The sequence below is a fragment of the Pseudoxanthomonas sp. PXM01 genome (assembly GCF_014851815.1).
Lineage (GTDB): Bacteria > Pseudomonadota > Gammaproteobacteria > Xanthomonadales > Xanthomonadaceae > Pseudoxanthomonas_A.
In genome coordinates this window covers 653,887-680,724 of record NZ_JACVAJ010000001.1, presented here as the reverse complement: position 1 = coordinate 680,724, position 26,838 = coordinate 653,887, and the positions used below count along the sequence as shown (strand labels likewise).

Sequence of the window (26,838 nt, the reverse complement as noted above, 5' to 3'; positions counted from 1 at the left end):
GCCATGGACGTCTCGCTCGCCCTGCAGTACGCCATCATCGCGGTCGCGGTGGTGGTCAGTGCATGGGTCGTGCTGAAGAAGCAGTTCCCCGGTCCGCTGCGGAAGGCGCGGGTCGCGCTTGCGCTGCCGCTGTTGCGCGAGGATCGCGCGGGCTGGGTTCGCGTGCTGGGGCGCTGGATCGCGCCCCCCGGTCTCACGACAGGCGGTAAAGCCTGCGGCGGATGCGACGGCTGCGGCTGACTAGGATCGCAGTAGCCACTGGCTCACGCCGAACAAGCCCGTCGAGACGAACACGACGAACGAGGTGATCGTCGTCCAGCGATTGCCGACGGCGGCCGCAAGCCCGACCTGATGGCGACGGGCGTAGATCCAGTCGCAGAGCGTCACCCCGATCGCAGCCCCTGCCAGCGCGGCGAGCCAGGGCGAAAGCGCCTGGGGTGTCGGCAGCGCCTGCATCAGCCAGCTCGTACCGACACCGAAGCGCAACGCATCGAAGAACTGCCGGAAATGCAGCAGGGCCGCCGGCAACACCAGCGCGAAGGCCAGCGCCGGCACTTGGGGAAGCGAAAAGGCCACCAGCAGGCCTGCCAAGGCGAGCCAGACTGGCATCAACGCCAGCCAAAGGTTGCGTGACGTGGCCGGTCGTTCACGCAGCGCTGTGAGCGCAAGCATCACGTACCAGATGCACAGCAGCCCGGTCACCGCAGTGAAAGTAAATCCGGTCACCCGTGCTGTACGGTCGGGTGCAACGTCGGTCAGGCGGCACAGGGCGCCGATCACCAGCGTGGCGGTCGTCGCAGAGAGCACCACCGAGGCCCAGCGCCAGATGCCGATGTAGAAAGGATCCGCCAGCTGGCTGAAGAAGGTCTGCTGGCGAGCATCCAGTCCGGGCACATGGTCGCCGTAGTCCGCCACCAGTCGCTGCGACAGGCGGGCCGCGCGGATCGAGAAACCGGGCACGCAGGCCAGCAGCAGTGCGAGCGGCCATCGGAAGGGACGCTTCAACTGGCGGATGGTGAGCGGACGGTCCTCGTCGAACGCGTCGGTGTTCTCGGTCTCCACCGCGCGCAACACCCGGGTCCGCCGCTCGATCCACGCCGGCGGGGTGAAGTCGAAGAACTCGCCCAGTACGATCAGGTTGCCGGGAGAGACGCTCGCGTCTTCGTAGGCGATCTGATCGAACACCTCCGCACCGACCCGCCGCTTGACCTCCAGCGCATAGAGGTCCGGATGGTGGGTGAGGTGCTGTCGCAGCACCGAGGGCAGTTCGTGCACCGCGCGTGCCAGCAACTCGTCGCGTAGCCTGGCTTCGTCGAGGGGCGGTGCGACGGGATCGGCGCTGGGCGCGACGGCGGAAGAGGCAGGGGAGGCCACGTGCGTCGATATGCGCGGGGTCATGTCGGGCCGTGCATCGTCCTCCGAAGGGTCGTGCTCGTGGTGGCGCTGGTACGACAACGCTGCCTGATACGCTTCATTGAGTCGCTGGAACCCAGCAGGGTCCTCGTCCGGCCGCGTGACCTTCAGCAGCCGTGCGTAGGCGCGCTTGATGGTGCGTTCGTCCGCGTCGTCATCGATCTCGAGCAGGTCGTACGGCCATTCGCTCACGCCTGCGCCTCGATGTGCTCCAGCATCCGCGCGAAATCGGCACGATGCTCGCGGATCTGCATCGGATCCTGGCCATCCAGGACGGCGCGGAAGCGGACCAGCGCATCCTGCAGGTCGTGGCGCGCCCACAGCAGTTCCTCGTACAGCCGCTCCGCACGCGCGATCACCGCGAGGTTTTCCTGCTGGTCGCGCGGGTGCACCTTCAGCTCGGACAGGGTGGCGAGGCGCTCGCGGATCTCGGCCGCCGACAGCACGCCGGGGTTCTGCTCCAGGACTACCTCGTGCGTCTCGCCGGTGGCCAGCACGGTGGCTTCCACCTGCAGCAGGCCGTTGACGTCGTAGGTGAAACGGATATCGACCGGGTTGTCGTGGGCGGCTTTCGCCGGCACCTTCACGGTGATCGTGCCGAGCTTGACGTTGTTCTCCACGCGCGGGCTTTCGCCCTGGTAGATGTTGAATTCCACCTGGGTCTGCAGGTCGCGCATCGGCTGGTAGCGCTCGACGCGACTGACCGGCACCGTGGCGTTGCGGTGGATGATCGGCGAGAACAGACCGGTGGTGACCTGGCCGTGGCCATCATCGCGGCCGGTGTCGACGCCGAGCGAGTGCGGGCAGACATCGGTCAGGATGACTTCCTCGAGCTTCTCGTCGCGCGCCTTCATGCCGGCTGCCACGGCGGCCCCGCGCGCGATGGCTTCGTCGGGGTTGATATGGCGCAACGGCAGCCGGCCGAACATGCGCGAGACGAGCCTGGCGGTCAGCGGCATGCGCGAGGCGCCGCCGACGAGCACGAGGCCGTCCAGTTGCCCCGGGGCAAGCCGGGCGTCGCGCATGGCGCGCTCCAGCGGCGCGCGCATGCGCTGCACCAGGGGCTCGCACAGGCGGGCGAAGGCGGCTTCGTCGACTTGCCACTGGCGCGGTTCTCCGCCCAGGGTGAAGTCCACGGTCAGAGCCTGGCTGGTGGTGTTGGAGAGCTCACGCTTGGCCAGCTCCAGGCGCCGGCGCAGGTGTGCGTCCTCGGCGGCGGTCAGCTTCTGCGGGTCGAACCCGGTGTCGCGCAGGCAGGCGTCGCGCATGACGGACAGGAAATCCTCGCCGCCGAGGAAGTTGTCGCCCGCACTGGCGTGCACTTCCATCACCCCGTCGAACATCTCCAGGATGGAAACGTCGAACGTGCCGCCGCCCAGGTCGAACACCAGGAAGCGGCCACCGTCGCGCTGCTGCAGTCCATAGGCCATGGCGGCGGCGGTGGGTTCGTTGATCAGCCGCTCGACCTTGATACCGGCAAGCTCACCGGCGATCCGCGTCGCCTTGCGCTGGGCGTCGCCGAAGTACGCGGGAACGCTGATCACGGCTTCGGTGACCGGCGTGCCCAGGTGGCTCTCGGCATCCGCCAGCAACGAGCGCAGCACGATCGCTGACAGTTCCTCCGGACGCAGGGCGTGCTTGCCGAGGCGGGTGATGCGGTTGGTGCCCATCCAGCGCTTGAAGCTGGCGACGCTGCGCTGCGGATGGGTGATGAGGCGGTCGACCGCCGGTCGCCCTACGATCAGGGCTTCTTCGGCATCCACGCTGACCACGGAAGGTGTGAGCAGCTCGCCCAGCGCGTTCGGGATCAGGACAGGACCCTCCGGTCCGTAATACCCGATCAGCGAGTGCGTGGTCCCCAAATCGATGCCGACGATCATCCAGTCCCCCGCTGGCGTCCATGTCGGCGTCGAGTGTAGCCGGGCGCTCCGCCGGCGGGGAGGGCGTCAGTGTCGCGTGCGCCGCCCGGCCGCCTTGCCGGTCGCGGGGTTCAGTTCCACTGACAGCACGAAGCTGCGTTGTTCGTGCGGCTGCATGGCGCCGACACCGACGACCTGGCGGGTGACTTCGTCGCCACGCTCGTTGCGGATGGACAGCACCACGCTGTATTCCCAGGCGGCACCCTCGGCCGGCGGCTGCAGCGTGCCTTCGATCCGCAGCGGGGTGAGTGCCGGAGCGGCGTTGGCACCTGCGCCCGGTTCGAAGCGCAGGTGGTGGCGGCAGCCCGGACAGACGGCCGCGCTTTCGAGGATGGTCGCCTTGCAGTGCGGACAGGTGCGGGTGGCGCCGGCACTGCCCGGGCGGGGTTGGCTCATGCGGCGGCGCCGGGCTCCGTGCCGTTCGACTTGCCGCCCTTGGCAGGCGTGTCGTCCCAGCCGAACTCGGCGTTGCCGCGCATGCGCGAACCGGCGGCCACGGTGAGGGCGCCTGCCTTCACGTCACCGACCAGTACGCCCGACGACAGCAGCTCCACCCGCGACGCGGATTCGATATTGCCTTCCAGTTCGCCGGCGATGGTCACCTTCTTCGCCCGCACGCCGCCATTGAGCTTGGCACCGGTTTCGATGGTCAGGTCGCCCTGCACGTTGACGTCGCCCTTGAACCTGCCGGCGATGCGGATGTGGCCCGTGCCCTCGATTTTGCCCTCGATGGTGAGGTCGGCGGCGATCAGCGATTCCTTCAGTGCCTCCTGCGGTGCGGTGCGTTCGACCGGACGCGTGCCCGGCGGCGCGGTGACGGCCGGCGAGAAGTCGGCGGCCGCCGGGGCGTCACGCAACGGCGCCGCAGGCGCCTCGGGGGGCAGGGGGGCGTCCTTTTTCGCGGGCGCTTGGTCTTTCCAGATGGACATGCAGGGGATGCTCCGGGTGGCAGGGCCCTGGACTATCGCCAATTGAAGGAACGTCACGCTGTGATCACGCCTGCCAAACGGTGATGGCGATGCCGCTGTGGCGCACCGGTTCATGTCCCAGATGGCGTTGTCGACGCCCCGCTCACATGCCTGAAGTGGGCAGGTGCTCAACGACCGCCGGCGACATCGACGAAGGTGCCGGTGGTGTACGACGCCTGCGGCGACAGCAGCCACAGGATCGCCTGCGCCACCTCGCCCGGCTGGCCGCCACGCCGCATCGGCACGAACGCCTTGACCCGTTCCACCCGGTCCGGCTCGCCGCCGTCGGCATGCATGCCGGTGTAGATGAAGCCTGGCCGGACCGCGTTGACGCGGATGCCTTCCTGCGCGACTTCCTGCGCCAGGCCGACTGTCAGCGCGTCCATCGCACCCTTGGACGCCGCATAGTCGACGTACTCGCCCGGCGACCCGGTCTTCGCTGCGACCGACGACACGTTGACGATCGCGCCCCCGTGGCCACCATGGCGCGTGGACATGCGGCGCAGTGCTTCGCGGCAGCAGAGCAGGGTGCCGGTGACGTTGGTGGCGAGGATGCGGCCGATACGCGCGGCGTCCATCGCCTCCACGCGCATCTGCGTCTCGAGGATGCCGGCATTGTTGACCAGTGCGGTCACGGGTCCCAGCGCTTCATCCAGCCGCTGGAACATCGCCACCACGTCCGCTTCGTCCGATACGTCCGCCTGCAGCGCGACAGCGCGGCCGCCGGCTGCCGCGATCTGCGCCACAACCGAGGCCGCCGCGGCCTCATCGCGCCGGTAGTTCACGCCGACGGCATACCCGTGCCGGGCCGCGAGCAGCGCCGTCGCCGCGCCGATGCCGCGGCTGCCGCCGGTGACGAGGACGACCTGCGACGCCACCGGTTACATCCGGAACACGCCGAACTTCGCCGGCTCGATCGGCGCGTTGAGCGAGGCGGAAATGCCGAGACCGAGCACGCGGCGGGTGTCGGCGGGGTCGATAATGCCGTCGTCCCACAGGCGCGCGGTGGCGTACCACGGGCTGCCTTGCGATTCGTATTGGTCGCGGATGGGCGCCTTGAAAGCATCCTCTTCGTCCGCGCTCCATGCCTTGCCGGCGGCCTCGATGCCGTCGCGCTTCACCGTCGCCAGTACGCTGGCGGCCTGTTCGCCGCCCATCACGCTGATGCGCGCGTTCGGCCACATCCAGAGGAAGCGCGCACCGTACGCGCGGCCGCACATGGCGTAGTTGCCGGCGCCGAAGCTGCCGCCGATCACGACGGTGAACTTCGGCACGGACGAGCACGCGACGGCGGTGACCATCTTCGCGCCATCCTTCGCGATGCCGGCGTTCTCGTACTTGCGGCCGACCATGAAGCCGGTGATGTTCTGCAGGAACACCAGCGGAATACCGCGCTGGTTGCAGAGTTCGATGAAGTGCGCGCCCTTCAGTGCGCTCTCGCCGAACAGGATGCCGTTGTTGGCGACGATGCCGACCGGATAGCCGTGCAGATGGGCGAAGCCGGTGACCAGCGTCTTGCCGTAGCGCGCCTTGAACTCGTCCAGTTCGCTGCCGTCGGTGATGCGTGCGATGACCTCGCGGATGTCGAACGGGCGGCGGGTGTCCTTCGGCACGATGCCATAGAGCTCATCGGCGGCGTAAAGCGGCTCGCGCGCCTCCCGCACGGCGACCGGCAGCGTCTTCCTGCGGTTGAGGTGCCCGACGATGCCGCGCGCGATCTCCAGCGCATGGCGGTCGTCTTCGGCGAAATGGTCGGCCACGCCAGAGACGCTGGTGTGGACGTCGGCACCGCCGAGGGCTTCGGCATCCACCACTTCGCCCGTCGCGGCCTTCACCAGCGGCGGGCCGCCGAGGAAGATGGTGCCCTGTTCCTTGACGATCACGCTCTCGTCGCACATCGCCGGCACGTAGGCGCCACCGGCGGTGCAGCTGCCCATGACCACGGCGACCTGGGGAATGTTCTCGGCGGAGAGCCTGGCTTGGTTGTAGAAGATGCGGCCGAAGTGCTCCTTGTCGGGGAACACCTCGTCCTGCAGCGGCAGGAAGGCGCCGCCGGAGTCGACCAGGTAGATGCAGGGGAGCCGGTTCTCGCGTGCGATCTCCTGCGCGCGCAGGTGCTTCTTCACCGTCATCGGGAAGTAGGTGCCGCCCTTGACCGTCGCGTCATTGGCGACGATGACGACTTCATTGCCCAATACCCGGCCGATGCCGCAGACCATGCCGGCCGCCGGCGCGGCCCCGTCGTACATGTCCTCGGCGGCGAGGGGCGCGATCTCCAGGAACGGTGAACCGGGGTCCAGAAGGGCGGTGATGCGATCGCGCGCCAGCAGCTTGCCGCGCTCGGTGTGCTTGTTGCGCGCCTTCTCGCCGCCGCCGTCGGCGGCGCGTGCCAGCCGACGGTCGAGTTCCTGCACCAGCACGCGATGGTAGGCGGCGTTGGCGATGAAGTCGGGCGAGCGTGGATCGAGTTGCGAGGTGATGGCAGGCATGCGGCACGCAGGTGCAGGAAAGGCGGCATCAGACCACGAAGCCCCCTCATGCGCCAAACCGCACTGCAAAAAAAAAGCGGGCGGCTTTCCCTCTCGACGTGATGTATCGATGGTCCGGTCGCGCGGGGCTGTCCGCCGGAAACGACAAGGCCCGCTTGCGCGGGCCTTGTCCGATTCGCGATGACGCGAGTCGATTACTTCTTGGCTTCTTCAGCCTTGGCTTCGGCGCTGTCTGCCACTTCGGCAGCCTTGTCGGCGGTCGCCTGGGCGGCGTCGGCGGTGGCCGAGGCAGCGGCAGCGGCAGCGTCGGTCGCGGCGGCTTCGGTGGTGGCGGCAGCGTCGGAGGCGGCAGCGGCGGTGGCGTCGGCAGCGGCTTCGACGGCGTCGCCGGCGGCGGTCGCGGCGTCGGCGGCAGCGGCGCCGGCCTGATCGGCGGCGGCAGCGGCGTCGGCGGCGGCCTGGTCGGCGGTTTCGCTCTTCGTGCAGGCGCTCAGGGCCAGGACGGCGGCGGCCAGCAGGACGGTGGTCTTGATCTTCATGCGGATCCCCAAATCGGTATGTGTGGAAGAAGGTGGCGCCGGGTGGCGCTATCCGTTCGTCCTCGAACCGAGGGGCGAACCGGGACGCCATGCCCGGATACAGAAAAAGCCGCCAGCGAACTGGCGGCTCTTTCAGTCTAACGCTAAATCAGGCAACTACCAGCAGATTACTGCTTGGTGGCTTCCTTGGCAGCGTCGGTCGCGGCTTCGGCGGTGTCGGCAGCCTGGGCAGCGGCGTCGGCAGCAGCGTCAGCAGCTTCCGTCGTGGTGGCGGCAGCAGCGTCGGTCGCGGCGGTGGCGGCGGCGTCGGCGGCGGTCACAGCGGCGTCAGCCGACTGCTGGGCGGCGTCGGCGGTCACTTCGCCAGCGGCAGCGGCGGCGTCAGCGGCAGCCTGGGCTTCGGTCGCGGTCGCAGCGGCGTCAGCAGCGGCGTCGGCAGCCTGTTCCTGGTTCGAGCACGCAGCCAGGGCGAAACCCAGAGCCAGCGCGATCAGAGCCTTGTTCATGGTCATCGTTGCATTTCCTCGTCGTTAGTTAGGCAACGCGCAATTGCGCGCCTGCAACATGATGACAAGCCCGTTACCCGTGTCAAGCGGCTGGCCGGTTATCTTTGTCAATCCGTTGTTAAATTGAATGGGCGGAACGGAAACGTCCGTCGCCGCCCACGAAACTGCGCAAAAACCGTCAGACGATTTCGACCGCGATCGCGGTCGCTTCGCCACCGCCGATGCACAGGGTCGCGACGCCGCGCTTGCCGCCCCGCACGCGCAGGGCGTTGATCAGGGTGACGACCAGGCGGGCGCCGGATGCGCCGATCGGGTGGCCCAGCGCGCAGGCACCGCCGTTGACGTTGACCTTGGCGTGCGGGATGCCCAGTTCCTTGATCGGCGCCATCGCCACGACAGCGAACGCCTCGTTGACCTCGAACAGATCCACCTGGTCCACGGTCCAGCCGACCTGCTTGAGCAGCTTGTCGATGGCGGCGACCGGGGCGGTGGTGAACCATTCCGGCGCCTGCGAATAGGTGGCATGACCCACGATCTTCGCCAGCGGCTGCAGGCCGCGCTTGGCGGCTTCTTCTGCGCTCAGCAGCACGGTAGCGGCGGCACCGTCGGAGATGCTGGACGAACTGGCCGCGGTGACGCTGCCGTCCTTCTTGAAGGCGGGCTTGAGGGTCGGGATCTTGGCGATGTCGGACTTGCCCGGCTGCTCGTCGGTGGTCACCTCGACCTCACCCTTGCGCGTGGCGACCTTGACCGGAACGATTTCGTCGTTGAACGCACCCGAGGCCTGCGCGGCCTGCGCACGGGTGACCGACTCGATCGCGTAGGCGTCCTGCTCCTCGCGGGTGAAGCCGAATTTGGCGACGGTGGCCTCGGCGAACACGCCCATCGGCTGGCCGTCGTAGGGGCTGGTAAGGCCGTCCCACGCCATGTGGTCGACCGCCTGGAAGTTGCCGTACCGGTTGCCGGTGCGCGAGTTGGGAATCATGTGCGGGGCATTGCTCATGGACTCCATGCCGCCCGCGACGACGATGCTGGCCGACCCGGCCTTGATCAGGTCGTGGCCGAGCATGATCGCTTTCATGCCCGAACCGCAGACTTTATTGATGGTGGTGGCACCGGCCGCGTCCGGGATGCCGGCGGCGCGGGAAGCCTGGCGGGCAGGCGCCTGCCCGAGGTTGGCCGGCAGCACGCAGCCCATGATGACCTCGGACACATCGGCGGCCGGAATGCCGGACTGTTCCAGCGCGGCCGCGATGGCGGCGGCGCCCAGCGTCGGGGTGGGGACGCCGGTGAACTGGCCAAGGAACGAGCCGATGGCGGTGCGCTTGGCGGCGGCGATGACGATGTCGGACATGGGGGACTTCCCGCGTGGAGTGAGATCCCGATTATCCCGTCCCGCCCCGACAGCGGGCAAATCGGCCGTTGGTACAGGCCCCCGCGCCCTGCCGCACCGGGCGTATGCTGGCGGCCAGGGGAGGACGCATGACGGAAGGATCATCGACAGAACCGGCCGCACGGCCCTTCGTCGTGCCGTGCGCGGACCTCGACGCCGGCGCACCGTGGCGCTGGTTGCGGGCCGGATGGCGCGATGTGCGCCGCGCACCCGGACTGACCCTGCTGTTCGGCATGGTGATCGTGCTGGTCAGCCTGGGGATCTCCTGGCTGGCCTACCTGCTTGGGCGGTTCGCGTTGCTGGCGACACTGCTGTCGGGCTTCGTGTTCGTGGCGCCGCTGCTCTGCGTGGGCCTGTATTGCGTAAGCCGGGCGCTGGAACAGGGGCGCACACCGCGGTTGCGCGACTCGTTCGTGCTGTCGAAGCGCGTACTGGGCCAGGCGGGGGTGTACGCGCTGGGGCAGGGCGTGATCATCCTGCTCTGGTCGCGCGCCGGCATGATGGTCAGCGCGTTCTTTCCGTTCGACGGCAGCGATCCGACGGCGTTCTGGGAGTTCCTGGCGCTGGGCTCGGCGGTAGGCGCGGTGTTCGCTGCGCTGACCTTCGCCGTCACCGCCTTCTCGCTGCCGATGATCGCCGACCGCGACGTGGACATGGTTACGGCCGCCGTCTCGAGTGTGCATGCCGTGATGCGCAACAAGCGCGTGATGGTCCTCTGGGGCCTGGTGCTGGTGACGCTGACGGTGATCGGCTTCGCCACGGCGCTGTTGGGCCTGGGCCTCCTCATGCCCTGGCTGGCGTACGCCAGTTGGCACGGCTACCGGGAGACGCTGGACGCGTCCGGCTGGGCTGCATTGGAGTAGGTCACCGGGTAAAGTCGGCTCGGGCGATGCAGGGGTGCACCGCCACCATCAGGGAGAACGGGGATGAAGGGATCGCATGACGGCTCGTCTGTCCGCGCGCGCGCGGCAGGCATGGGGATGCTCGCACTGGCGCTGGCCGCATGCGGGGGCGGTGGGGGAGGCTCGACGGTACGGCCGGATCCGCCGCCGCCGACAGGCGTGGGCTTCACGCCGAACGTGGCCATCGATGGCTCGTTGACCCAGGTGAATCCGCCCGCGGTGCCGACGCAGTCTCCGCCGGCGGCCCTGCCGCAGTACAGCCAGCATCTCGATCTGATCGGAGCGGCAGGCTCGCTGGGCGCGGGACTGACCGGGCAGGGCGTCACCATCGGTTTCGTCGACACCGGCGTCAACCGCAACCATCCCGCCTTGAGCGGACGGGTCAATGCCAACTTCGTCAACGTCAATCCCGCGACCAACAACACCAGCGTCGACGACGTGGTGGGACACGGCACCGTCGTGGCGCAGATCGCTGCCGGGCGCGGCACCGGCAACTGGGGTGGTGGTGTGGCGCCCGGCGCGAACATCGTTTCTTCGCGCATCATCAACGACACCCGTCCGGACGACGACGGCACCGGCGAGGGCAACGAGATCCGCGCCGGGCAGGGGTATGGCGACTTCTTCCGCGACATCAACACCCAGTTGGCAGGCGCGGGTGCGCGGATCATCAACAATTCCTGGGGTGGGCTGTACTGGAACGACGCGGCGCTGACGACGGAGCTGGCGTCGGCCTACCGCGACTTCGTCATCGGGCGCGGCGGGCTGATCGTGTTCGCCAACGGCAATGCCGGTGACATTCCCGCGCTGCGCGGCAATCCGTCCGACAACGCCGCGCTGCCCAGTCTTTCCGCCGCGGCAGCCGACCTGGAGCGCGGCTGGCTGACCGTTGCCGCCCTGGATCCGGACAATCCCACCCGCCTGACCGACTACTCGCAGGCCTGCGGCATCGCGATGAACTACTGTCTGGCCGCGCCGGGCAACGTGGTCTTCATCGACCCCGCGGCGCGCACGGGCGACACCAGCTACAGCCTCTACCTGGGCGGCGGCACGTCGTATGCGGCACCTCAGGTGTCGGGTGCGGCGGCGGTGGTGTGGTCGGCGTTCCCGTACTTCAACAACGACCTGGTGCGACAGACATTGCTGGGTACCGCGCGGGACCTCGGGGCGACCGGCGTGGATGCCGAGTTCGGCTGGGGACTGCTGGATGTAGGGCGCGCGGCGAACGGGCCGGCGCAGTTCGCCTGGGGCGACGTCACCGTGTCCTTCATCGGCACATCGGTCTGGCGCAACGCGATTTCCGGCCCGGGAGGACTGATCAAGCAAGGCACCGGCACGCTGATCCTGGCCGATCGTGCGTTCTATACCGGCGACACGCGGGTGGAAGCCGGCAGCCTGTACCTGGTCAATGGCAATGGCTTTTCCAACATCCATGTCAGTCCCGGCGCCACGGTCTGGTCGGGTGGCTATGCGTCGTCGGTCAACAACAACGGCACCTATCTGGCGGGGGCGAACAATACGGTCGGCGCGTACCGGTTCTCCCAAGGGCCGAACGGCAACCTGGGCGTGTGGCTGGGCAACCCGTTCAGCGCGTCGATCGAGGCGAGGCTCGATGGCCAGATCAGCGTGCTGGGGGTGAAGAGCGGCTACACCACGTCGGCGCGCGAGGTGTTGCTGAATTCGTCGCAGATCATCGGCCGTTTCAGCAGTCTGAAGGCCGCGCCCAGCGTATTCCTCGAGGCGGCGCTGGCCTACGACGCGAACAACGTCTACCTGGACATCACGCGCATCGACGTATCGCGCGCCATCGCGGGGATGTCCCTGCCGAAGTCGGCGCAGGCCGCGGCCGTGCGGATGGAGATGGCCATGTCGGCCATCGACGGACAACTCGCCGGGCAAGCGGCAGCCGGCATCGATCAGGGCTTCATCGACAGTGCCGGGGTTTTCCAGCAGACCGGCAGCATCGCGCACGCCGACGCCTCGCTGCGCAGCCTGTCCGGCGATCTGCATGCGGTGGCCGATGCGATGACCTATGACGTGATCGGCGCCGGTCGCCGCGCGTTGGGCGCGCGTGCGGAAGCGCGCGCATCGGGCGTGGTCCCTGGCCAGGACTGGTACCAGTCGCTGGGCGCACCGGGGCAGGGTGCGCTGGGCGTGGCGCGTTACCAGGCCGATGGCTGGCTGCTGGGCAGTGACGGGCAGCTGGGTCGGCAGGGTTTCGCCGGCATGGCGTTCGGCGAGGCACGCGCTAGCGGTGGCGCGCAGGCGGGCCGGGATCGCGGCCGCGATCGCCAGACCCAGGCGCTCGCCTATGCCGGCAGCGACTGGAACGGCACGCATGTGGTCGGCCTGCTCGGCGCAGGCCGGTTCGACCGGCAGATCGATCGCGGCCTGCTGGTCGGCGACAAGATGCAGGGCGTGGCCAGCGGTTATGCCGGCCGCTACTTCACGGCGAGCGTGGAGGCGGGCCACCGTATCGGCACTGCCCGGGCGTGGCTGTCGCCGTATGCCGGCATGGAGTTCACCCGCCTGCAGCGCGATGGCTTCATCGAGCTGGGCGCGGAGGGCTTCGGCCTGACGACGCGCGACAGCCGCACCGACCGCCTGCAGGCGTTGGCTGGCGCACGTGCGTACCGCGGCTGGGAAACCCCGGCGCTGGGCGCCGTGTCGCTGCAGGCGTACGCCGAGTGGCAGCGCACGCTGGACGGACGCGGCCTCAACGTGGACGCCAGCTTCGTCGGCGTTGACAGCTGGGCGCCGCTGGCCAGGCAGGAGCGCACCAGCACGCACATGGGCGTGGCGGTGGCATTGTCGCCTTGGCGGAAGGCGATGCTGTCGTTCGGTTACGACCTGCGCGATGGCAGCACGGAGCGCAGCGACCGGCAGTGGTCGTCGCGGTTGCGCGTGGGGTTCTGACGCGGTGCCGAAGAAGCAGGCGTAGGGCGGGCTCAAGCCCGCCGCCCGACGGATCAACGAAGCGGTGGACTCAGGTCCACCGCTTCGGAATTGCGGCGCGGATCAGCCCCGCCCGTCGAACAACTCGCGGCCGATCAGCATGCGGCGGATTTCATTCGTGCCGGCACCGATGGCGTACAGCTTGGCATCGCGCAGCAGGCGACCGGCCGGATACTCGTTGATGTAGCCGTTGCCGCCCAGCGACTGGATCGCCTCCAGCGTGACCTGCACCGCGGCTTCCGACGCATGCAGCAGGCAGCCTGCCGCCGCGGCGCGCGAGCCCTGGCCTTCGTCGAAACCGCGGGCCACCTGGTAGGCGAAGGCGCGGCTGGACTGCAGTGCGGTGTACATGTCGGCCAGCTTGCCCTGCATCAGCCCGAACGTGCCGATGGCCGCATCGAACTGCTTGCGCTCGCGCACGTACGGCAGGGTGATGTCGAGCGCCGCCTGCATCAGGCCGATCGGACCGCCGCTCAGCACCAGCCGCTCGGTGTTCAGGCCGCTCATCAGCACGCGCACGCCCTGGTTGACCTCACCCAGCACGTTTTCGGCAGGAATCTCGCAGTTCTCGAACACCAGTTCGCAGGTGTTGCTGCCGCGCATGCCCAGCTTGTCCAGCTTCTGCGCGGTGGAGAAGCCCTTCATGCCGCGCTCGACGATGAAGGCGGTCATGCACTTGCTGCCCGCGTCCTTGCCGGCGGTGCGCATGTAGACCAGCAGCACGTCCGCTTCCGGGCCGTTGGTGATCCACATCTTGTTGCCATTGGCGACCCACACGCCGTCCTTGAGTTCGGCGCGGCAGCTCATCGAGCCGACCACGTCCGAACCGGCACCCGGCTCGCTCATCGCCAGCGCGCCCTTCCATTCGCCGCTGCACAGCTTGGGAAGGTACTTGGCGCGCTGCGCGGCGTTGCCGTTGAGGTAGAGATTGGAGACGCACAGGTTGGAATGCGCGCCGTAGCTCAGGCCGACCGAACCCGACGCCCGCGAGATCTCCTCCATCGCGACCAGGTGGGCCAGGTAGCCCATGCCGCTGCCGCCGAACTCGGGGTCGATGGTGATGCCCAGCAGGCCCAGTTCGCCCAGCTTGGGCCACAGGTCCTGCGGGAACGCGTTGTCGTGGTCGATCTGTGCCGCACGCGGCGCGATCTCGGTCTGCGCGAACCGCTGCACGGCCTCGCGCAGCGCGTCCAATTCTTCGCCCAGCGGAAACCCGCTGACGGTATCCGGTCGCATTCGGTCCTCCCTCCTATTGCGGCCCAACTTCCAGGTTGTGTGTGGAACGTCCTGCGTCAGTGCTCGCCGCGCAGGTGCCCCATGAAGCGAGGGGCGGTGCGGCCCAGCGGCAGCTTGAGCTTGCCGATCGCGGTCATGCGCGCCTCGGCGATGCGGTCGGCGGCGTACTGCGGCGCGATGTTTTCCTTCTCCGCCAGATCGAAGATCCTGCCGACGGTGTGGTAGATGGTCCGCATCATGCGCATGGCGCGTTCGCGATTGTAGCCGTCGATCTCCAGCGACACGTTCATCACGCCGCCCGCGTTCACCGCGTAATCCGGTGCGTACAGGATGCCGCGCTTGGCCGCTTCCACGCCGGTGACGTGCGACATCTGGTTGTTGGCGGTGCCGCAGATGACCTTGGCCTTCAGGCGCGGCAGGGTCTGTTCGTTGATCGCGTACTCCAGCGCGCACGGGCTGAACACGTCGACCGGCAGGTCGTAGATCTCGTCCGGCTTGACCGCCTCGGCGCCGTACTCCTCCACCGCGTGCTCGACCAGCGCCGGGTTGAGGTCGGTGACGAACAGCTTGGCGCCGCGTTCCTTCAGCAGCTTCACGTACTCCATGCCGATGTGGCCCAGCCCCTGCACGGCGATGCTGTACTTGCCGATCTCCTCGTTGCCGAACTTCCGGTTCAGCGTGGCCATCAGGCCCTGCAGCGCGCCGTAGGCGGTGAACGGGGCGGGGTCGCCGGAACCGCCGTGCACCTGGTGCACGCCGACCACGTACTCGGTCTCGCGGTAGACGTTTTCCATGTCGTTGACGTCGGTGCCGACGTCCTCGGCGGTGATGTAGCGGCCGCCCAGCGAGTCGACGTAGCGGCCGAAGCTGCGGAACAGCACCTCGGTCTTGTCCACGCTGCTGTCGCCGATGATCACTGCCTTGCCGCCGCCGACGTTCAGGCCGGCCAGGGCGTTCTTGTAGGTCATCGTGCGGCTCAGGCGCAGCGCGTCGTTCAGCGCCAGCGCGCTGTCGGCGTAGGGCCGCATGCGCACGCCGCCCAGCGCCGGGCCCAGCACGGTGCTGTGGATGGCGATGATGGCCTTCAGCCCGGCGTCCGGGTTGTGGCAGAAAACGACCTGTTCGTGGCCGGAGGTGTCGAGGGTTTCGAAGATCATGGGTGGGCTCCGGTGCGCGGGTGGGGCCGGCGCGGGCTTGCCTTCTGGGCGGCTAACGGGTTGTCAGAAAAGAAAAAAGCGACGTTTCCGGATCGTGCCGTGGTCGTCGCAGGGCGCCAGTCTAATCCAATCGGTCTCCGGCGAGATGACAGGCGGGGGCGGGCAGCGGATGACCTCCGGCCTATTGCTGGAATAGAACGACCGTGCTATTTGTATCTACATGAGCCCGCAAGCCGCCACCCACAAAGGCAATGCCACCCGCGAGATGATCGTCGCGCGGGCCTACGACATCGCCGCCAAGCATGGCCTGGAAGGGCTGTCGATCGGCGAGCTGGCCACGGCGGCGGGCATGTCGAAGAGCGGCGTGTTCGCGCACTTCGGCTCGCGCGAGGACCTGCAGCTGACCGTGCTGGAGTGGACGGCCGAGCGCTACGCGCGCGCCGTGATCGTCCCGGCGGTCGGCCTCCCCCGTGGTCTGCCGCGGCTGCGGGCCATCATGGAAAACTGGTTCGGCTGGGTCTGCGACAACCCCGATGGTTGCGTCATCCTCGCCGCCGCCCACGAGTACGACGCCCGCCCGGGCCTGCTGCACGACCGCATCGTCGACTGGTTGCGCCAGCTGCGCGTGCAGCTGATGAAGGCGATCGGCATGTGTGTGGAGACCGGCGAACTGTCGCGCGATACCGATGCCGTCCTGCTGGCGTTCGAACTGTTCGCCATCGCCCAGGGCCTGCACGACGCCCGCCTCTACGACGCCGAGCAGGCGCCGTTGCTTGCCCGCCGTTCGCTGGACCGCCTGCTGGCGTCCTACGGCGCTCCCGCTGTTTCCACCCCCGTCTGATTCCCCCGAGGTCTCCACCATGGCCGCTGTCTCTGTCTCCCGGAATAGCACGACCGTTCGTAAATCATGGATGCTGTCCCTGCTGAGCGCGCGCTTCGCGGTCGGCAGCTGGCTCGCGCCGCGCAGCACGCTGGCGCGCGCCTTCCACCTGTTCTGCACGCCGATGCCCGGAGCCCGTACCCGGGCGCGCCAGGCGGAAACCGGCGGTGCCCGCCTCGGCGAACTCGCCTTCGGCCGCGAACGCCTGGCCACCTATACCTGGGGCGATCCGCAGCATCAGCCGACCGTGCTGCTGGTGCACGGCTGGTCCAGCTTCGGCCTGCGCTTCCTGCCATGGGTCGAACCGCTGCGCCGTGCCGGCTATGCGGTGGTGACGTTCGACCAGCCTGCGCACGGCCGCAGCAGCGGCCGCCGCACGACGCTGCCGATGTTCGCCGAGGCCGCACGCCGGGTCGCCGACAGCATCGGCCCGCTCGCGGCCATCGTCGGCCATTCGCTGGGCGGTGCGGCGGCGGCGATCGCGATGGCGCGCGGCCTGCAGGCCGAACGCGTGATCCTGCTCGCGCCCGCGGCCGACCCCTTCGACGCCGCGCGCCGTTTCGGCGGCATGGTCGGGCTGGCGCAGTTCCTCAGCCGTCGCCTGTTCGACGAGTACCAGGAACTCACCGCGCACGACATCCGCGACCTGCATGCGCAGGCGACCGCGCCGCAGATCGCGCGGCCGGGCCTGATCGTGCACGACCTCGAGGACACCGATGTGCCGTGGTGCGAAGGCGAACGATACGCGCGCTACTGGCCGCAGGCCACGCTGGTCAGCACCACCGGGCTGGGCCATCACCGCGTGACCATCGCACCGGAAACCCTCGACGCGTCGCTGCGTTTCCTGCGCGGCGAAGCCGTCGGCCAGCGCGTCGTCTCCACCCGCGAGCTGCCGTTCGGCCTGTGCTGACGCACGCGACCGCACGCCCCCGTAGGGTGTGCGGCTCGTGTTCACTGGTATGCCTTTGGTGAGGTGTCCACACGCGAACGGCTACAATCGGCGGTCTATCAGCACGTGAGTGAGGGCACGCGTGAGCACACCCGCCAGCCAGTTTCCCGCCGCACAGCCCGACGCCACGCCGTTGCGCTTCGTCACCGCCGCCAGCCTGTTCGACGGGCACGACGCGGCCATCAACATCATGCGTCGCCTGATCCAGGGCGAAGGCGCCGAAGTCATCCACCTGGGCCACAACCGCAGCGTCGAGGACGTCGTCCGCGCCGCGCTGCAGGAAGACGCCGACGGCATCGCGCTGTCCAGCTACCAGGGCGGCCATGTCGAGTACTTCAAGTACATGGTCGACATGCTGAAGGAGCGCGGCGCCGGCCACGTCCGCGTGTTCGGCGGCGGCGGCGGCACCATCACGCCGGAAGAGATCGCCGAGCTGCAGGCCTACGGCGTGGAGCGCATCTACCACCCGAACGACGGTATGAAGATGGGCCTGGTGGAAATGATCCAGGACGTGGTCAAGCGCGCCGAGGAAGGCCGCGTGCAGGCCGCCGAAGACCGCGACGCCGCACCGAACGCACCCAGGCTCACCGACGAAGCCGGCATCGGCCGCGTGCTCAGCGCCATCGAGGATGGCCGCTACACCGACGCCGAACTGGAGAAGCTGCGCGCGCAGTGGGCCAAGGGCCCGCACGCGCCGTTCCCCGCGCGGCCCACGCCGGTGGTCGGCATCACCGGCACCGGCGGCGCCGGCAAGTCGTCGGTCACCGACGAACTGATGAACCGCTTCCTGTCCTGCTTCCCGCAGATGCACATCGCGGTGGTCTCGGTCGATCCCACCCGCCGCCGCACCGGTGGCGCGCTGCTCGGCGACCGCATCCGCATGAACGCGCTGCGCAGCGAGCGGATCTACATGCGTTCGATGGCCACCCGCCGCCAGCACGTGGCGACCAATGCCGTGCTGAAGGACTGCATCGCGTTTTTGAAGTCGCTCGGCTTCGACCTGGTGATCGTCGAGACCGCCGGCATCGGCCAGAGCGATTCGGAGATCGTCGACCTGGTCGACTTCCCGATGTACGTGATGACCAGCGACTACGGCGCGGCCAGCCAGCTGGAGAAGATCGACATGATCGACTTCGCCGAGCTGATCGTGCTGAACAAGTACGACAAGCGCGGTGCCGAGGACGCGCTGCGCGACGTGCGCAAGCAGTGGAAGCGCAACCGCGTGGCGTTCCAGACGCCCGATGCCGAGGTGCCGGTCTATCCCACCATCGCCAGCCAGTTCAACGACCCCGGCGTCAGCTGGATGTTCGCCAACCTGTGCCGCCTGCTGCGCGAGAAGCTGCAGCTGCCGGCGGAGAAGTGGACGCCCGCGCTCGACACCGAGCTGAAGGAGCCGCGCGCCACCGTGCTGATCCCCGGCAGCCGCGTGCGCTACCTGGCCGAGATCGCCGAGCAGGGCCGCGGCATCAACCGCCGCATCGAGACCGAAGCCGAGACCGCCAGCCGCGCCCAGCATTACTGGAATGCGTTGAAGGACCTAGATGATGCGGCGCTGCCGAAGGCGTTGGAGCTGTACGTTACGGACGATCTCGTAGGGCGGGCCTTGGCCCGCCATCCGGATGCGGGCGAGGTCCACGACGGCGGGCCAAGGCCCGCCCTACAGGTCGACCGTTCATTGCTGACCCTACGCCAGCGCTACAACGACGCCATCCAGTCGCTGTCGTCCGAGGCGCTGAAGCTGCTGCGCGAATGGCCGGCGCGGCACAAGGCGGTGACCGATCCGGTCAACGAGTACCAGGTGCGCGGCAAGACCATCCGCATCGAGAACTACCGCGAATCGCTCAGCCACCAGCAGATCCCGAAGATCGCGCCGCCGCCGTACCAGGGCTGGGGCGAGTTGCTGACGTTCCTGCAGAAGGAAAACCTGCCGGGCAGCTATCCGTACACCGGCGGCGTGTATCCGTACCGCCGCACCGGCGAGGATCCCATCCGCATGTTCGCCGGCGAAGGCACGCCGGAGCGCACCAACCGCCGCTTCCATTACCTGTCGGTCGGCCAGCCGGCCGCGCGCCTGTCCACCGCCTTCGACAGCGTCACGCTGTACGGCGAAGACCCGGCGCCGCGCCCGGACATCTACGGCAAGATCGGCAACTCCGGCGTCAACATCCCCACGCTGGACGACATGAAGAAGCTGTACTCCGGCTTCGACCTGTGCGCGCCCACCACCTCGGTGTCGATGACCATCAACGGTCCGGCGCCGATGATCCTGGCGATGTTCATGAACACCGCGATCGACCAGCAGGTGGAGAAGTACCTGAAGGCCGACGACGCGCGCTGGACCGAGGCGCAGGCGAAGATCGACGCGTTCTTCGCCGGTCAGCTCTCGAAAGGCGTGCAGCGGCCGCAGTACCACGGCGAACTGCCGCCGACCAACGACGGCCTGGGCCTGGGCCTGCTCGGCATCACCGGCGACCAGCTGCTGGACGAGGAGACCTACGCCCGCATCAAGGCCGAGACGCTGGCTACCGTGCGCGGCACGGTGCAGGCCGACATCCTGAAGGAAGACCAGGCGCAGAACACCTGCATCTTCAGCACCGAGTTCGCCCTGCGCATGATGGGCGACATCCAGCAGTACTTCGTCGACCACGCGGTGCGCAACTTCTACTCGGTGAGCATCAGCGGGTACCACATCGCCGAGGCCGGGGCGAACCCGATCAGCCAGCTGGCTTTCACGCTGAGCAACGGCTTCACCATCGTCGAGTACTACCTGGCGCGTGGCATGAAGATCGACGACTTCGCGCCCAACCTGTCGTTCTTCTTCAGCAACGGCATGGACCCGGAGTACACCGTCATCGGTCGCGTCGCCCGCCGCATCTGGGCGCGCGCCATGCGCGAGCGCTACGGCGCCAACGAGCGCAGCCAGATGATGAAGTACCACATCCAGACCTCGGGTCGCTCGCTGCACGCGCAGGAGATCCAGTTCAACGACATCCGCACCACGCTGCAGGCGCTGTACGCGCTGTTCGACAACTGCAACAGCCTGCACACCAATGCCTACGATGAGGCGATCACCACGCCGACGGAAGAGAGCGTGCGCCGCGCGGTCGCCATCCAGATGATCATCAACAAGGAGTTGGGGCTGAACTTCAACGAAAACCCGTGGCAGGGCAGCTTCGTGGTCGACCAGCTCACCGACATCGTGGAAGAGGCGGTCTACAAGGAGTTCGAGGCGATCAGCGAGCGCGGTGGCGTGCTGGGCGCGATGGACACCATGTACCAGCGCGGCAAGATCCAGGAAGAGTCGCTGTACTACGAGCACAAGAAGCACGACGGCAGCCTGCCGCTGGTGGGCGTCAACACCTTCCTGCCGCGCGAGCACGGCGGCGAGATCGCCACGGAGATCGAACTGATCCGCTCGACCGAGGAAGAGAAGGGCCAGCAGATCGCCAACGTCCGTGCGTGGCAGGCCTCGCGCAATGCGCTGGCGCCGGAAGGCGAGACCGACCACAGCCACGCCTCGGCGCTGGAAGAACACGCCGAGCCGGAAGTGCACGACGGCCACGGCCTGGCCTACCTGCAGCGCACGGCGCGCGAGCGCCGCAACGTGTTCGCCGCGCTCATCGAAGCGGTGAAGACGCACAGCCTGGGGCAGATCAGCCACGCGCTGTACGACGTGGGCGGCGAGTACCGGCGGAACATGTAAGTCCGTCCGTCATGCGTCGACGAGAACGCCCGCCATTGCGGGCGTTTTCTTTGCGTGTTTGACCCCTGCTGGCGGGCGGGCGAGTATCGAGGCACACACCGTGCCGCGCGAAGGAGCATCGCCATGTCGTCACCGGAACCCATCGCGCTGGTCACGGATGTGTTGCGTGGCCAGCTGCAGTCGGTGTTGCCCGCGGGCGTCACGGTCATCGTGGGGGCGCCGTCGTCGGACGCGCCCGCGATGCCGGGACTGTTCGTACATCCGCTGCGCCTTGCGACATCGACGGCACTACGCCATCGCGCGCCGGTGCCGCTTGCAGGAGGCGCCCGATTCCTCCCTGCGCTGGACCTGGAACTGGATTACCTGATCGCCGGGCTCGGGGGCGAAGCGCTGGCCGAATTGGCCCTGCTGGACGCGGCACTGCAATGGCTCAACGACCCTCCGATACACACGCACGCGACGCTGGGCGAGGGGCTGTCGCAGCCGGAACGCTGGGCGGCGCTGGCCCCGGGATCGTTGACGCTGCGCTGGCGATTGTTGGAGGTGTCGCTTGAGCAGAGCGCGGGGCTCTGGGCGGCAACCGGGATGCGGCAGCGGGCGGGGCTGTTCGTCCGTGCCGAGGTGAGATGGCAGGCCATGGAGCCCGCGTCGGGGCCCATCGTCGAAATCTAGTTCCGTAGGGCGGGCTCAAGCCCGTCATGTGGATGCATCCGTGGTGTTCTCCGGCGGAGTGCCCCGGTGTTGGACGGTCCGCGACGGCGGGCTTGAGCCCGCCCTACGCCCGCCCTACGCCCGCCCTACGTCCGCCCTACGTCCGCCCTACGTCCGCCCTACGTCCGCCCCGCGAGGCCTGCGATTCGCGCCGTCATTCCGGGGCTTTGTCGGCGATGGCGCCGGTTCGGCGCGCCGGCCTGTCGGTGTCGGGCGCGCGTCGGTACGTTACGCCGCAGCACGCGCCCCGCGCGTCGCGATTCCCCCACGCCGACTGTCCGAGGCTCTCCATGTCGCTCTCCTTCCTGCGTTGCGCCACCGTGCTGGCGGCCGTCACCTGTGCGGCCTGCGCCAGTGCAGCGCCCGTCACCCCGTCCCGCGATGCCGATCTCGACGCCACGCTGGCCACGATCGTGAAGGACACGGGCGTGCCCAGCGTGTCGGTGGCCCGCATCGAGGACGGCAGGATCGTCGCGGTGGGCGTGGCGGGCGAACGCGCGGCGGGCCAGGCGGCGACCCGCGCCACCCGTTACAACGTCGCGTCGTTGACCAAGCCCGTCGCCGCCGAGGTGGTCCTGCGGCTCGCCTCCGAAGGGCGGTTCTCGCTCGACGACCGCATCGCCGATGCCTGGGTCGATCCGGACATCGCCCACGATCCGCGGCACGGCCTGCTGACGCCGCGTTTCGCGCTGGCGCACCAGACCGGATTCCCGAACTGGCGCGGTCCGTCCGGGCTGGCCTTCACCGCCGATCCCGGCGGCGCACCGGGCTATTCGGGCGAGGGCTACGAGTACGTTGCGCGCTATGTGCAGGCGTTGACGGGCGACCGGCTCGATCAGCAGGCGCAACGGCTCGTGTTCGAACCGTTGGGCCTGCGCGCCATCGCCTTCACCGCCACCGGTGCGGGCGCCGTCGATATCGCCAGCAGCCGGCGCGAAGGCCAATGGCATCCGCCGGTTTTCCGCGGGCGCCCGTCGGCCGCCGATGACCTGCTGACCACCGCCGCCGACTACGCAGGGTTCGTGGTGTCGGTGATGAAGGGCGAGGGCGTCAGCCCGTCGCTGTTGGCGGAACGGCATCGCGTGCAGGCCGATCGCCGCGACGAAACCTGCGCCGGCATTCCCGCGCAGGTCTGTCCCGACCGCGCGGGGTTCACGCTGGGCTGGGAGCTGTTCGACTTCGGCGGCACGCTGTACTACCTGCATACCGGGATGGACGAGGACACGTTCGCCCTTGCTTACTGGACGCCGTCGACCCGCAGCGGCACGGTGATCCTGACCAACAGCCGGGACGGCTACCGCGCGGTGCTGCCGGTGCTGGACGCGATCGGCGCGGACGCCACCTTCGTCGACATGCTGCGCGCACAGGCCTCGCGCTGATCCAAGTGCGGCAGTTCCGTAGGGCGGGCTCAAGCCCGCCATGTTGATGTATCCGTTGCGGCGTTCCCCGGCGAAGTGCCACGGTGTCGGACGGTCCGCGACGGCGGGCTTGAGCCCGCCCTACGGCAACGTGGAGCGGCGCGTCAGCGGTACGCGCCCGGTCCGCGCCAGATCAGTTCGCCGCGGCGATAGATGCGCATCACGTCCACCACGTCGCGGGCGTCGCCGATGGTCGCCAGGTCGGGGTCGCCGGGTTGCACCAGGCGGCAGCCGCCGGAGCCGCGGGTGGCGACGATCTCCAGGGCGCAGACCATCAGGTCGGCGCGGCCGGGCAGGGGGAAGGAGATTTCCTTCATGCCCTGCAGTTGCCATTCGGCGATCTTGCGTTCGTTGCGCAGGTCGTAATAGATCTGGTGGCCGTCCACTTCCATGCTGGGGGTGGCGGCGTTGCCTTGCTGGTTGCCCTGGCGTTGGCCGGCGCCGACGGTGGGACCGAGGTTTTCGGGGGCGGTGTCCTGGGCGAGCATGCCGGGGGGCTGGCCCCAGCGGGCGGAGCGGCGCCAGGCGGGCGGGCTGGATGGGGGTTGCGGGCGGGGCGGGGCGACGGCCTGTTGGCTGGACGGGGGCTGGGGTTGGGATTCGTCGGGGGCGACGGGGTTCTCGGCCTCGGTCACGCGGGTGGCGTCGACGGGCGATTTGACGGGGGTGGTGACCAGCGGCTTGAGGGGTTTGGGGCGTTCGCTGGGATTGCGGGTGCCGGTCGGGGGCACGGGCACGCGCTGTTCGTCGTCGGTGGGTTCGCCCAGGAAGTCGACTTTGACCCGGGCGCCGCCGGCGCTGCTGCTCTCGGGCTGGGACAGCTCCATCTTGGAGGAGTACAGCAGGGCGGCCACGAACAGCAGGTGCACCAGCAGGCTCACGAGGGAGCCGATGCTGCGCTCGTTCCGTTTGATGTGGCGGTCTTCCCTGTCCAGCGGACTCAACGACGCCGCGCGCGTGCGGCTTGGCGCATCGGTCATGCGGGGGGGCGGCGGGGGTGGAAGGGGAAGGGGGACTTCATGGTGCGAGGTGCCGGGCAAGGCGTGACATTACCCGGTGAGCCACTTAAAGGCTATTGTCGGAGCGCAGTCGGAGCTATTGGGGGCAAGACATTGTGGCAGACAGTGGCAAAGGTCGGTCACCAGGAAACGTAGTTCCGACGCCTGACATGGTTTGTTAGAATTTTCGCGTCAAACTAAGAAATTCGTTCCTTTGCGCTTGAATTAGGCTGCGGAAATTATTTCTTATAGAGATTAATAATATTTCAATGAAAACAATACAAAGAGAGCTTTAGATGACGACTCGCCTAACTGTTTCTGAATTTTCATGTATTAAGAAGGCGGAAGTAGAGTTGTCGGACCTGACCGTTCTTATTGGTCCGTCAGCCAGCGGCAAGAGCGTCATATCCAAGCTCACCTACTTCTTTAATAGCCTGCTAGCCGAGCAGTTCTACGCGATTGAAGATAGCAAAGGGTTGGATTCCTTCAAGGAGCTAGTAAAAGAGAGGTTCAAGGAATGGTTTCCCGTGTCAGCATGGGGGGGTAAGAAATTCTGTATTGAGTTCGAGGCTGGAGCATATCAGGTAAGAATTACGAGAATTGAATACAGAAAGAAGTTGGGAGAAAACATAAGGATTTGGTTTTCTTCTTACTTCGAAGATCAGTTCAGGAAAGCACTATTGCTTACCGAATCTATTAGGGCAAATTCGCCCGAGATCGAGGGTCAGGCGCTTGAGGCTTTCTGGAAAGTAAGAGAGGAGGTTACCGGTAATCTTCGCGAGAATTTGGGGCGCGATTTCCCTGAGCTGCAAACCTTTGTGCCGGCGGGTCGATCCTTCTTCACCAGTATTGGCAAAAGTATTGCTGCGTTTGAGCATGGTCGCGTATTGGATCCGCTGACCGTAAGGTTTGGTAGGCTTTATACGGCTCTCAAAGAGCGTGGGCCGCTTAATTATGGGTCTGATGGCGTCGACACAAAATGGTTGAACAAGCTAAATGACCTAATGTGCGGAAAACTTGTTGCAGATCGTTCTGCCGAGTATTTGCAGGCCTCGGATGGAAGGAGAATACCTCTGTCGGCACTGTCATCTGGCCAGCAGGAGCTAATGCCGTTAGTTCTTGCGATCAAGAGTAGGGCGGGTATCCATGTCACGCGTCGCTTTCAGCAGTTGGTCTTTATTGAGGAGCCGGAAGCTCACTTGTTTCCATCTGCGCAAAGCTCATTGGTTGAGGTGTTTGGGTCTTTTCTATCTATGTCAAAAGGTAGGTCAAAGCTATTTATTACTACGCACAGCCCCTACGTTTTGGCCAAAATAAACAATCTAATAAAGGCTAAGCAGGTTGCTGGGTCTAAACGTTCAAAGAAGTTTCTTGCAGTAGATAAAATAGTTTCGGAAGTTAACTGGATAGATGGAAGCAGGGTAAACGCCTACGCGATTAATAATGGTGTTGTAATAAATATTCAGGATGTTGAGGATGGGTTGATCGAGGCTTCTTATCTTGATGATGTTTCAGGTGATATCGCTCAGGAGTTTTCGAAAATACTTTCCGTGGAATATTCCTCATGACTTGCGCAGACTGTCGCAACGTCACAAAGGATTCGAATGTAAAAGTCGCTGAGGGCGCACGGAGCGCTGTTTTTAAGAACCTTAAGAAAGCTGCCTATCATCGGGTTCGCGTTGATGGATGTCTGATAAAAAATAAGACTGCCGCGGATTTTATGGTGTCCTGTCCGGGCGTCGGCAGTGTGGTCGTGGAGTTGAAGGGAACTGACGTTGAGCATGCCGTTGATCAGATCGATGCGACGCTTGAGCATGTAAAAGGATGTGAGAAACTTAAAGAGTTGCGACCTTTCGCGGGATTAGTCGTTTGTGCGCGATACCCGAGGTTTGATACTGGCTTGCAGCGGCTTACAAAGAAGTTTGTAGCTAAGCACAAGGTGCCAATTCATGTTGTGGCGAAGAACGACGAGTTTGATCTCGAGAAAGTTCTTAAATTTGATGGGCCTAAATGATTGAGGGTAGCCCGTAAGGCGGGCTTCAACTCGTAAGGCGGGCTTTGCCCGCCCTACGCCCGCCCACGTTGACCGAGGTGGGGTTCGGAGGAAGCGAGAACATCTGCGTAAGGTGGGCCCTGGCCCACCACCGTGTGGCTTGCGTCGACCGGACGCCCACACGAGCGTGCGGTCTGCGGCGGCGGTGATGATGTGCGCTCCCACGCACGCTGCCGGCATGCCGAACTACCGGCGCGGATGGGTGCCGGGCGGCGCCGACTTCTTCACCGTCAACCTGCTGGAGCGCCACCTGGGTGGGGGAGCGGTGTGCGGGATGGCGGGCTCGAGCCCGCCCTACGGAAGCTGGCCGAACCCCCTCGGCGCATCTCACACAAAGCCGCAGGGTTGCCGGTGGGCCGGCGCCTAGCCCATCCCCGCGACCCGACATTCCATCGAAAACATCCGCCGTTCCATCAAAGCGATCCGACGTTGCATCGAAAACATCGGCTCATCTAACAGAAAGACTCGACGCTCCATCGAAAACATCCACCGTTCCATCAAAACGATGCAACGCTGGATCGAAACGATGGAACGTTCCATCGAAAACATCGGCTCAGCTAACACAAAGACCCGACGTTCCATCGAAAACATGCAACGTTGCATCGAAAACACCCGGCGGACACCGGACCCCATGGCGGACGGTGACGCCGCC

General features: G+C 66.9%; 23 protein-coding genes. 10 read left to right on the top strand and 13 right to left on the bottom strand.

Annotation, left to right across the window (positions count from 1 at the left end; genetic code table 11):
- The first annotated feature begins 3 nt into the window (after nucleotides 1–3).
- The gene (locus tag IB230_RS03070) at nucleotides 4–240 is read left to right on the top strand and encodes a DUF6587 family protein (protein WP_192268620.1); all 237 of its coding nucleotides are present in this window, start codon (nucleotides 4–6) and stop codon (nucleotides 238–240) included.
- Here IB230_RS03070 and IB230_RS19665 read toward each other — a convergent pair whose 3' ends face one another.
- The 9 genes from IB230_RS19665 to IB230_RS03025 all read right to left on the bottom strand — a co-directional run bounded on the left by IB230_RS19665 (nucleotide 241) and on the right by IB230_RS03025 (nucleotide 9,188).
- The gene (locus IB230_RS19665) at nucleotides 241–1,605 is read right to left on the bottom strand and encodes a DnaJ domain-containing protein (RefSeq protein ID WP_343227244.1); all 1,365 of its coding nucleotides are present in this window, start codon (nucleotides 1,603–1,605) and stop codon (nucleotides 241–243) included.
- Nucleotides 1,602–3,293, bottom strand: a complete 1,692-nt coding sequence (locus tag IB230_RS03060) for a molecular chaperone HscC (RefSeq protein ID WP_192268618.1) — start codon at nucleotides 3,291–3,293, stop codon at nucleotides 1,602–1,604. The genes IB230_RS19665 and IB230_RS03060 overlap by 4 nt, the downstream gene beginning before the upstream one ends.
- 66 nt (nucleotides 3,294–3,359) lie before the next feature.
- A complete protein-coding gene (locus IB230_RS03055) occupies nucleotides 3,360–3,728 on the bottom strand; it encodes a hypothetical protein (RefSeq protein WP_192268616.1) in 369 nt (122 codons plus the stop codon).
- Complete coding sequence (locus IB230_RS03050) at nucleotides 3,725–4,261, bottom strand: polymer-forming cytoskeletal protein (RefSeq protein WP_192268614.1); 537 nt, start codon at nucleotides 4,259–4,261, stop codon at nucleotides 3,725–3,727. Before IB230_RS03050 ends, IB230_RS03055 begins: the two co-directional genes overlap by 4 nt.
- A 167-nt stretch (nucleotides 4,262–4,428) precedes the next feature.
- On the bottom strand, nucleotides 4,429–5,178 hold the full coding sequence (locus IB230_RS03045; RefSeq protein WP_192268612.1) for an SDR family oxidoreductase: 750 nt from the start codon (nucleotides 5,176–5,178) through the stop codon (nucleotides 4,429–4,431).
- A gap of 3 nt (nucleotides 5,179–5,181) precedes the next feature.
- Nucleotides 5,182–6,789 (bottom strand): carboxyl transferase domain-containing protein, encoded by a 1,608-nt coding sequence (locus IB230_RS03040; protein ID WP_192268610.1) that lies wholly within the window; start codon nucleotides 6,787–6,789, stop codon nucleotides 5,182–5,184.
- A gap of 194 nt (nucleotides 6,790–6,983) precedes the next feature.
- Nucleotides 6,984–7,328 (bottom strand): hypothetical protein, encoded by a 345-nt coding sequence (locus IB230_RS03035; protein WP_192268608.1) that lies wholly within the window; start codon nucleotides 7,326–7,328, stop codon nucleotides 6,984–6,986.
- Nucleotides 7,329–7,495: 167 nt separating this feature from the next.
- Nucleotides 7,496–7,840, bottom strand: coding sequence for a hypothetical protein (locus IB230_RS03030; protein WP_192268606.1), 345 nt, complete (start codon nucleotides 7,838–7,840; stop codon nucleotides 7,496–7,498).
- 172 nt (nucleotides 7,841–8,012) lie between these two features.
- Nucleotides 8,013–9,188: a thiolase family protein gene (locus tag IB230_RS03025; RefSeq protein WP_192268603.1), complete on the bottom strand. Its 1,176-nt coding sequence runs from the start codon at nucleotides 9,186–9,188 to the stop codon at nucleotides 8,013–8,015.
- Nucleotides 9,189–9,316: 128 nt separating this feature from the next.
- Between IB230_RS03025 and IB230_RS03020 the strand changes: the two genes are divergently transcribed.
- Nucleotides 9,317–10,090: a DUF2189 domain-containing protein gene (locus tag IB230_RS03020; RefSeq protein ID WP_192268601.1), complete on the top strand. Its 774-nt coding sequence runs from the start codon at nucleotides 9,317–9,319 to the stop codon at nucleotides 10,088–10,090.
- A 63-nt stretch (nucleotides 10,091–10,153) separates the two neighbouring features.
- Nucleotides 10,154–13,042, top strand: a complete 2,889-nt coding sequence (locus IB230_RS03015; RefSeq protein ID WP_192268599.1) for an autotransporter serine protease — start codon at nucleotides 10,154–10,156, stop codon at nucleotides 13,040–13,042.
- Between the two features lie 102 nt (nucleotides 13,043–13,144).
- Here the strand turns inward: IB230_RS03015 and IB230_RS03010 are convergent, their stop codons facing one another.
- Entirely contained in the window at nucleotides 13,145–14,317 is a 1,173-nt protein-coding gene (locus IB230_RS03010; protein ID WP_192268597.1) for an isovaleryl-CoA dehydrogenase, read from the bottom strand.
- Nucleotides 14,318–14,373: 56 nt separating this feature from the next.
- Nucleotides 14,374–15,474, bottom strand: coding sequence for a Glu/Leu/Phe/Val dehydrogenase (locus tag IB230_RS03005; protein ID WP_192268595.1), 1,101 nt, complete (start codon nucleotides 15,472–15,474; stop codon nucleotides 14,374–14,376).
- A 220-nt stretch (nucleotides 15,475–15,694) separates the two neighbouring features.
- Between IB230_RS03005 and IB230_RS03000 the strand changes: the two genes are divergently transcribed.
- From IB230_RS03000 to IB230_RS02980, 5 genes are all read left to right on the top strand, one after another.
- A complete protein-coding gene (locus IB230_RS03000; RefSeq protein WP_192268593.1) occupies nucleotides 15,695–16,315 on the top strand; it encodes a TetR/AcrR family transcriptional regulator in 621 nt (206 codons plus the stop codon).
- A gap of 70 nt (nucleotides 16,316–16,385) precedes the next feature.
- Nucleotides 16,386–17,264, top strand: coding sequence for an alpha/beta hydrolase (locus IB230_RS02995; RefSeq protein ID WP_192268591.1), 879 nt, complete (start codon nucleotides 16,386–16,388; stop codon nucleotides 17,262–17,264).
- A 121-nt stretch (nucleotides 17,265–17,385) separates the two neighbouring features.
- Nucleotides 17,386–21,006 carry a methylmalonyl-CoA mutase family protein gene (locus IB230_RS02990; protein WP_192268589.1) on the top strand — a complete coding sequence of 1,207 codons (3,621 nt, stop codon included), beginning with the start codon at nucleotides 17,386–17,388 and terminating at the stop codon, nucleotides 21,004–21,006.
- Nucleotides 21,007–21,129: 123 nt separating this feature from the next.
- The gene (locus IB230_RS02985; protein ID WP_192268587.1) at nucleotides 21,130–21,678 is read left to right on the top strand and encodes a Pvc16 family protein; all 549 of its coding nucleotides are present in this window, start codon (nucleotides 21,130–21,132) and stop codon (nucleotides 21,676–21,678) included.
- Between the two features lie 329 nt (nucleotides 21,679–22,007).
- Nucleotides 22,008–23,096 carry a serine hydrolase domain-containing protein gene (locus IB230_RS02980; RefSeq protein ID WP_192268585.1) on the top strand — a complete coding sequence of 363 codons (1,089 nt, stop codon included), beginning with the start codon at nucleotides 22,008–22,010 and terminating at the stop codon, nucleotides 23,094–23,096.
- A gap of 143 nt (nucleotides 23,097–23,239) precedes the next feature.
- Here the strand turns inward: IB230_RS02980 and IB230_RS02975 are convergent, their stop codons facing one another.
- A complete protein-coding gene (locus IB230_RS02975) occupies nucleotides 23,240–24,115 on the bottom strand; it encodes a type II toxin-antitoxin system RelE/ParE family toxin (protein WP_192268583.1) in 876 nt (291 codons plus the stop codon).
- Between the two features lie 371 nt (nucleotides 24,116–24,486).
- Between IB230_RS02975 and IB230_RS02970 the strand changes: the two genes are divergently transcribed.
- Nucleotides 24,487–25,701: an ATP-binding protein gene (locus IB230_RS02970; protein ID WP_343227243.1), complete on the top strand. Its 1,215-nt coding sequence runs from the start codon at nucleotides 24,487–24,489 to the stop codon at nucleotides 25,699–25,701.
- Nucleotides 25,698–26,147: a hypothetical protein gene (locus IB230_RS02965; RefSeq protein WP_192268579.1), complete on the top strand. Its 450-nt coding sequence runs from the start codon at nucleotides 25,698–25,700 to the stop codon at nucleotides 26,145–26,147. Before IB230_RS02970 ends, IB230_RS02965 begins: the two co-directional genes overlap by 4 nt.
- A gap of 402 nt (nucleotides 26,148–26,549) precedes the next feature.
- On the opposite strand, the gene IB230_RS02960 is transcribed toward IB230_RS02965, so the two are convergent.
- Nucleotides 26,550–26,726 (bottom strand): hypothetical protein, encoded by a 177-nt coding sequence (locus IB230_RS02960; RefSeq protein ID WP_192268577.1) that lies wholly within the window; start codon nucleotides 26,724–26,726, stop codon nucleotides 26,550–26,552.
- Nucleotides 26,727–26,838 lie beyond the last annotated feature (112 nt).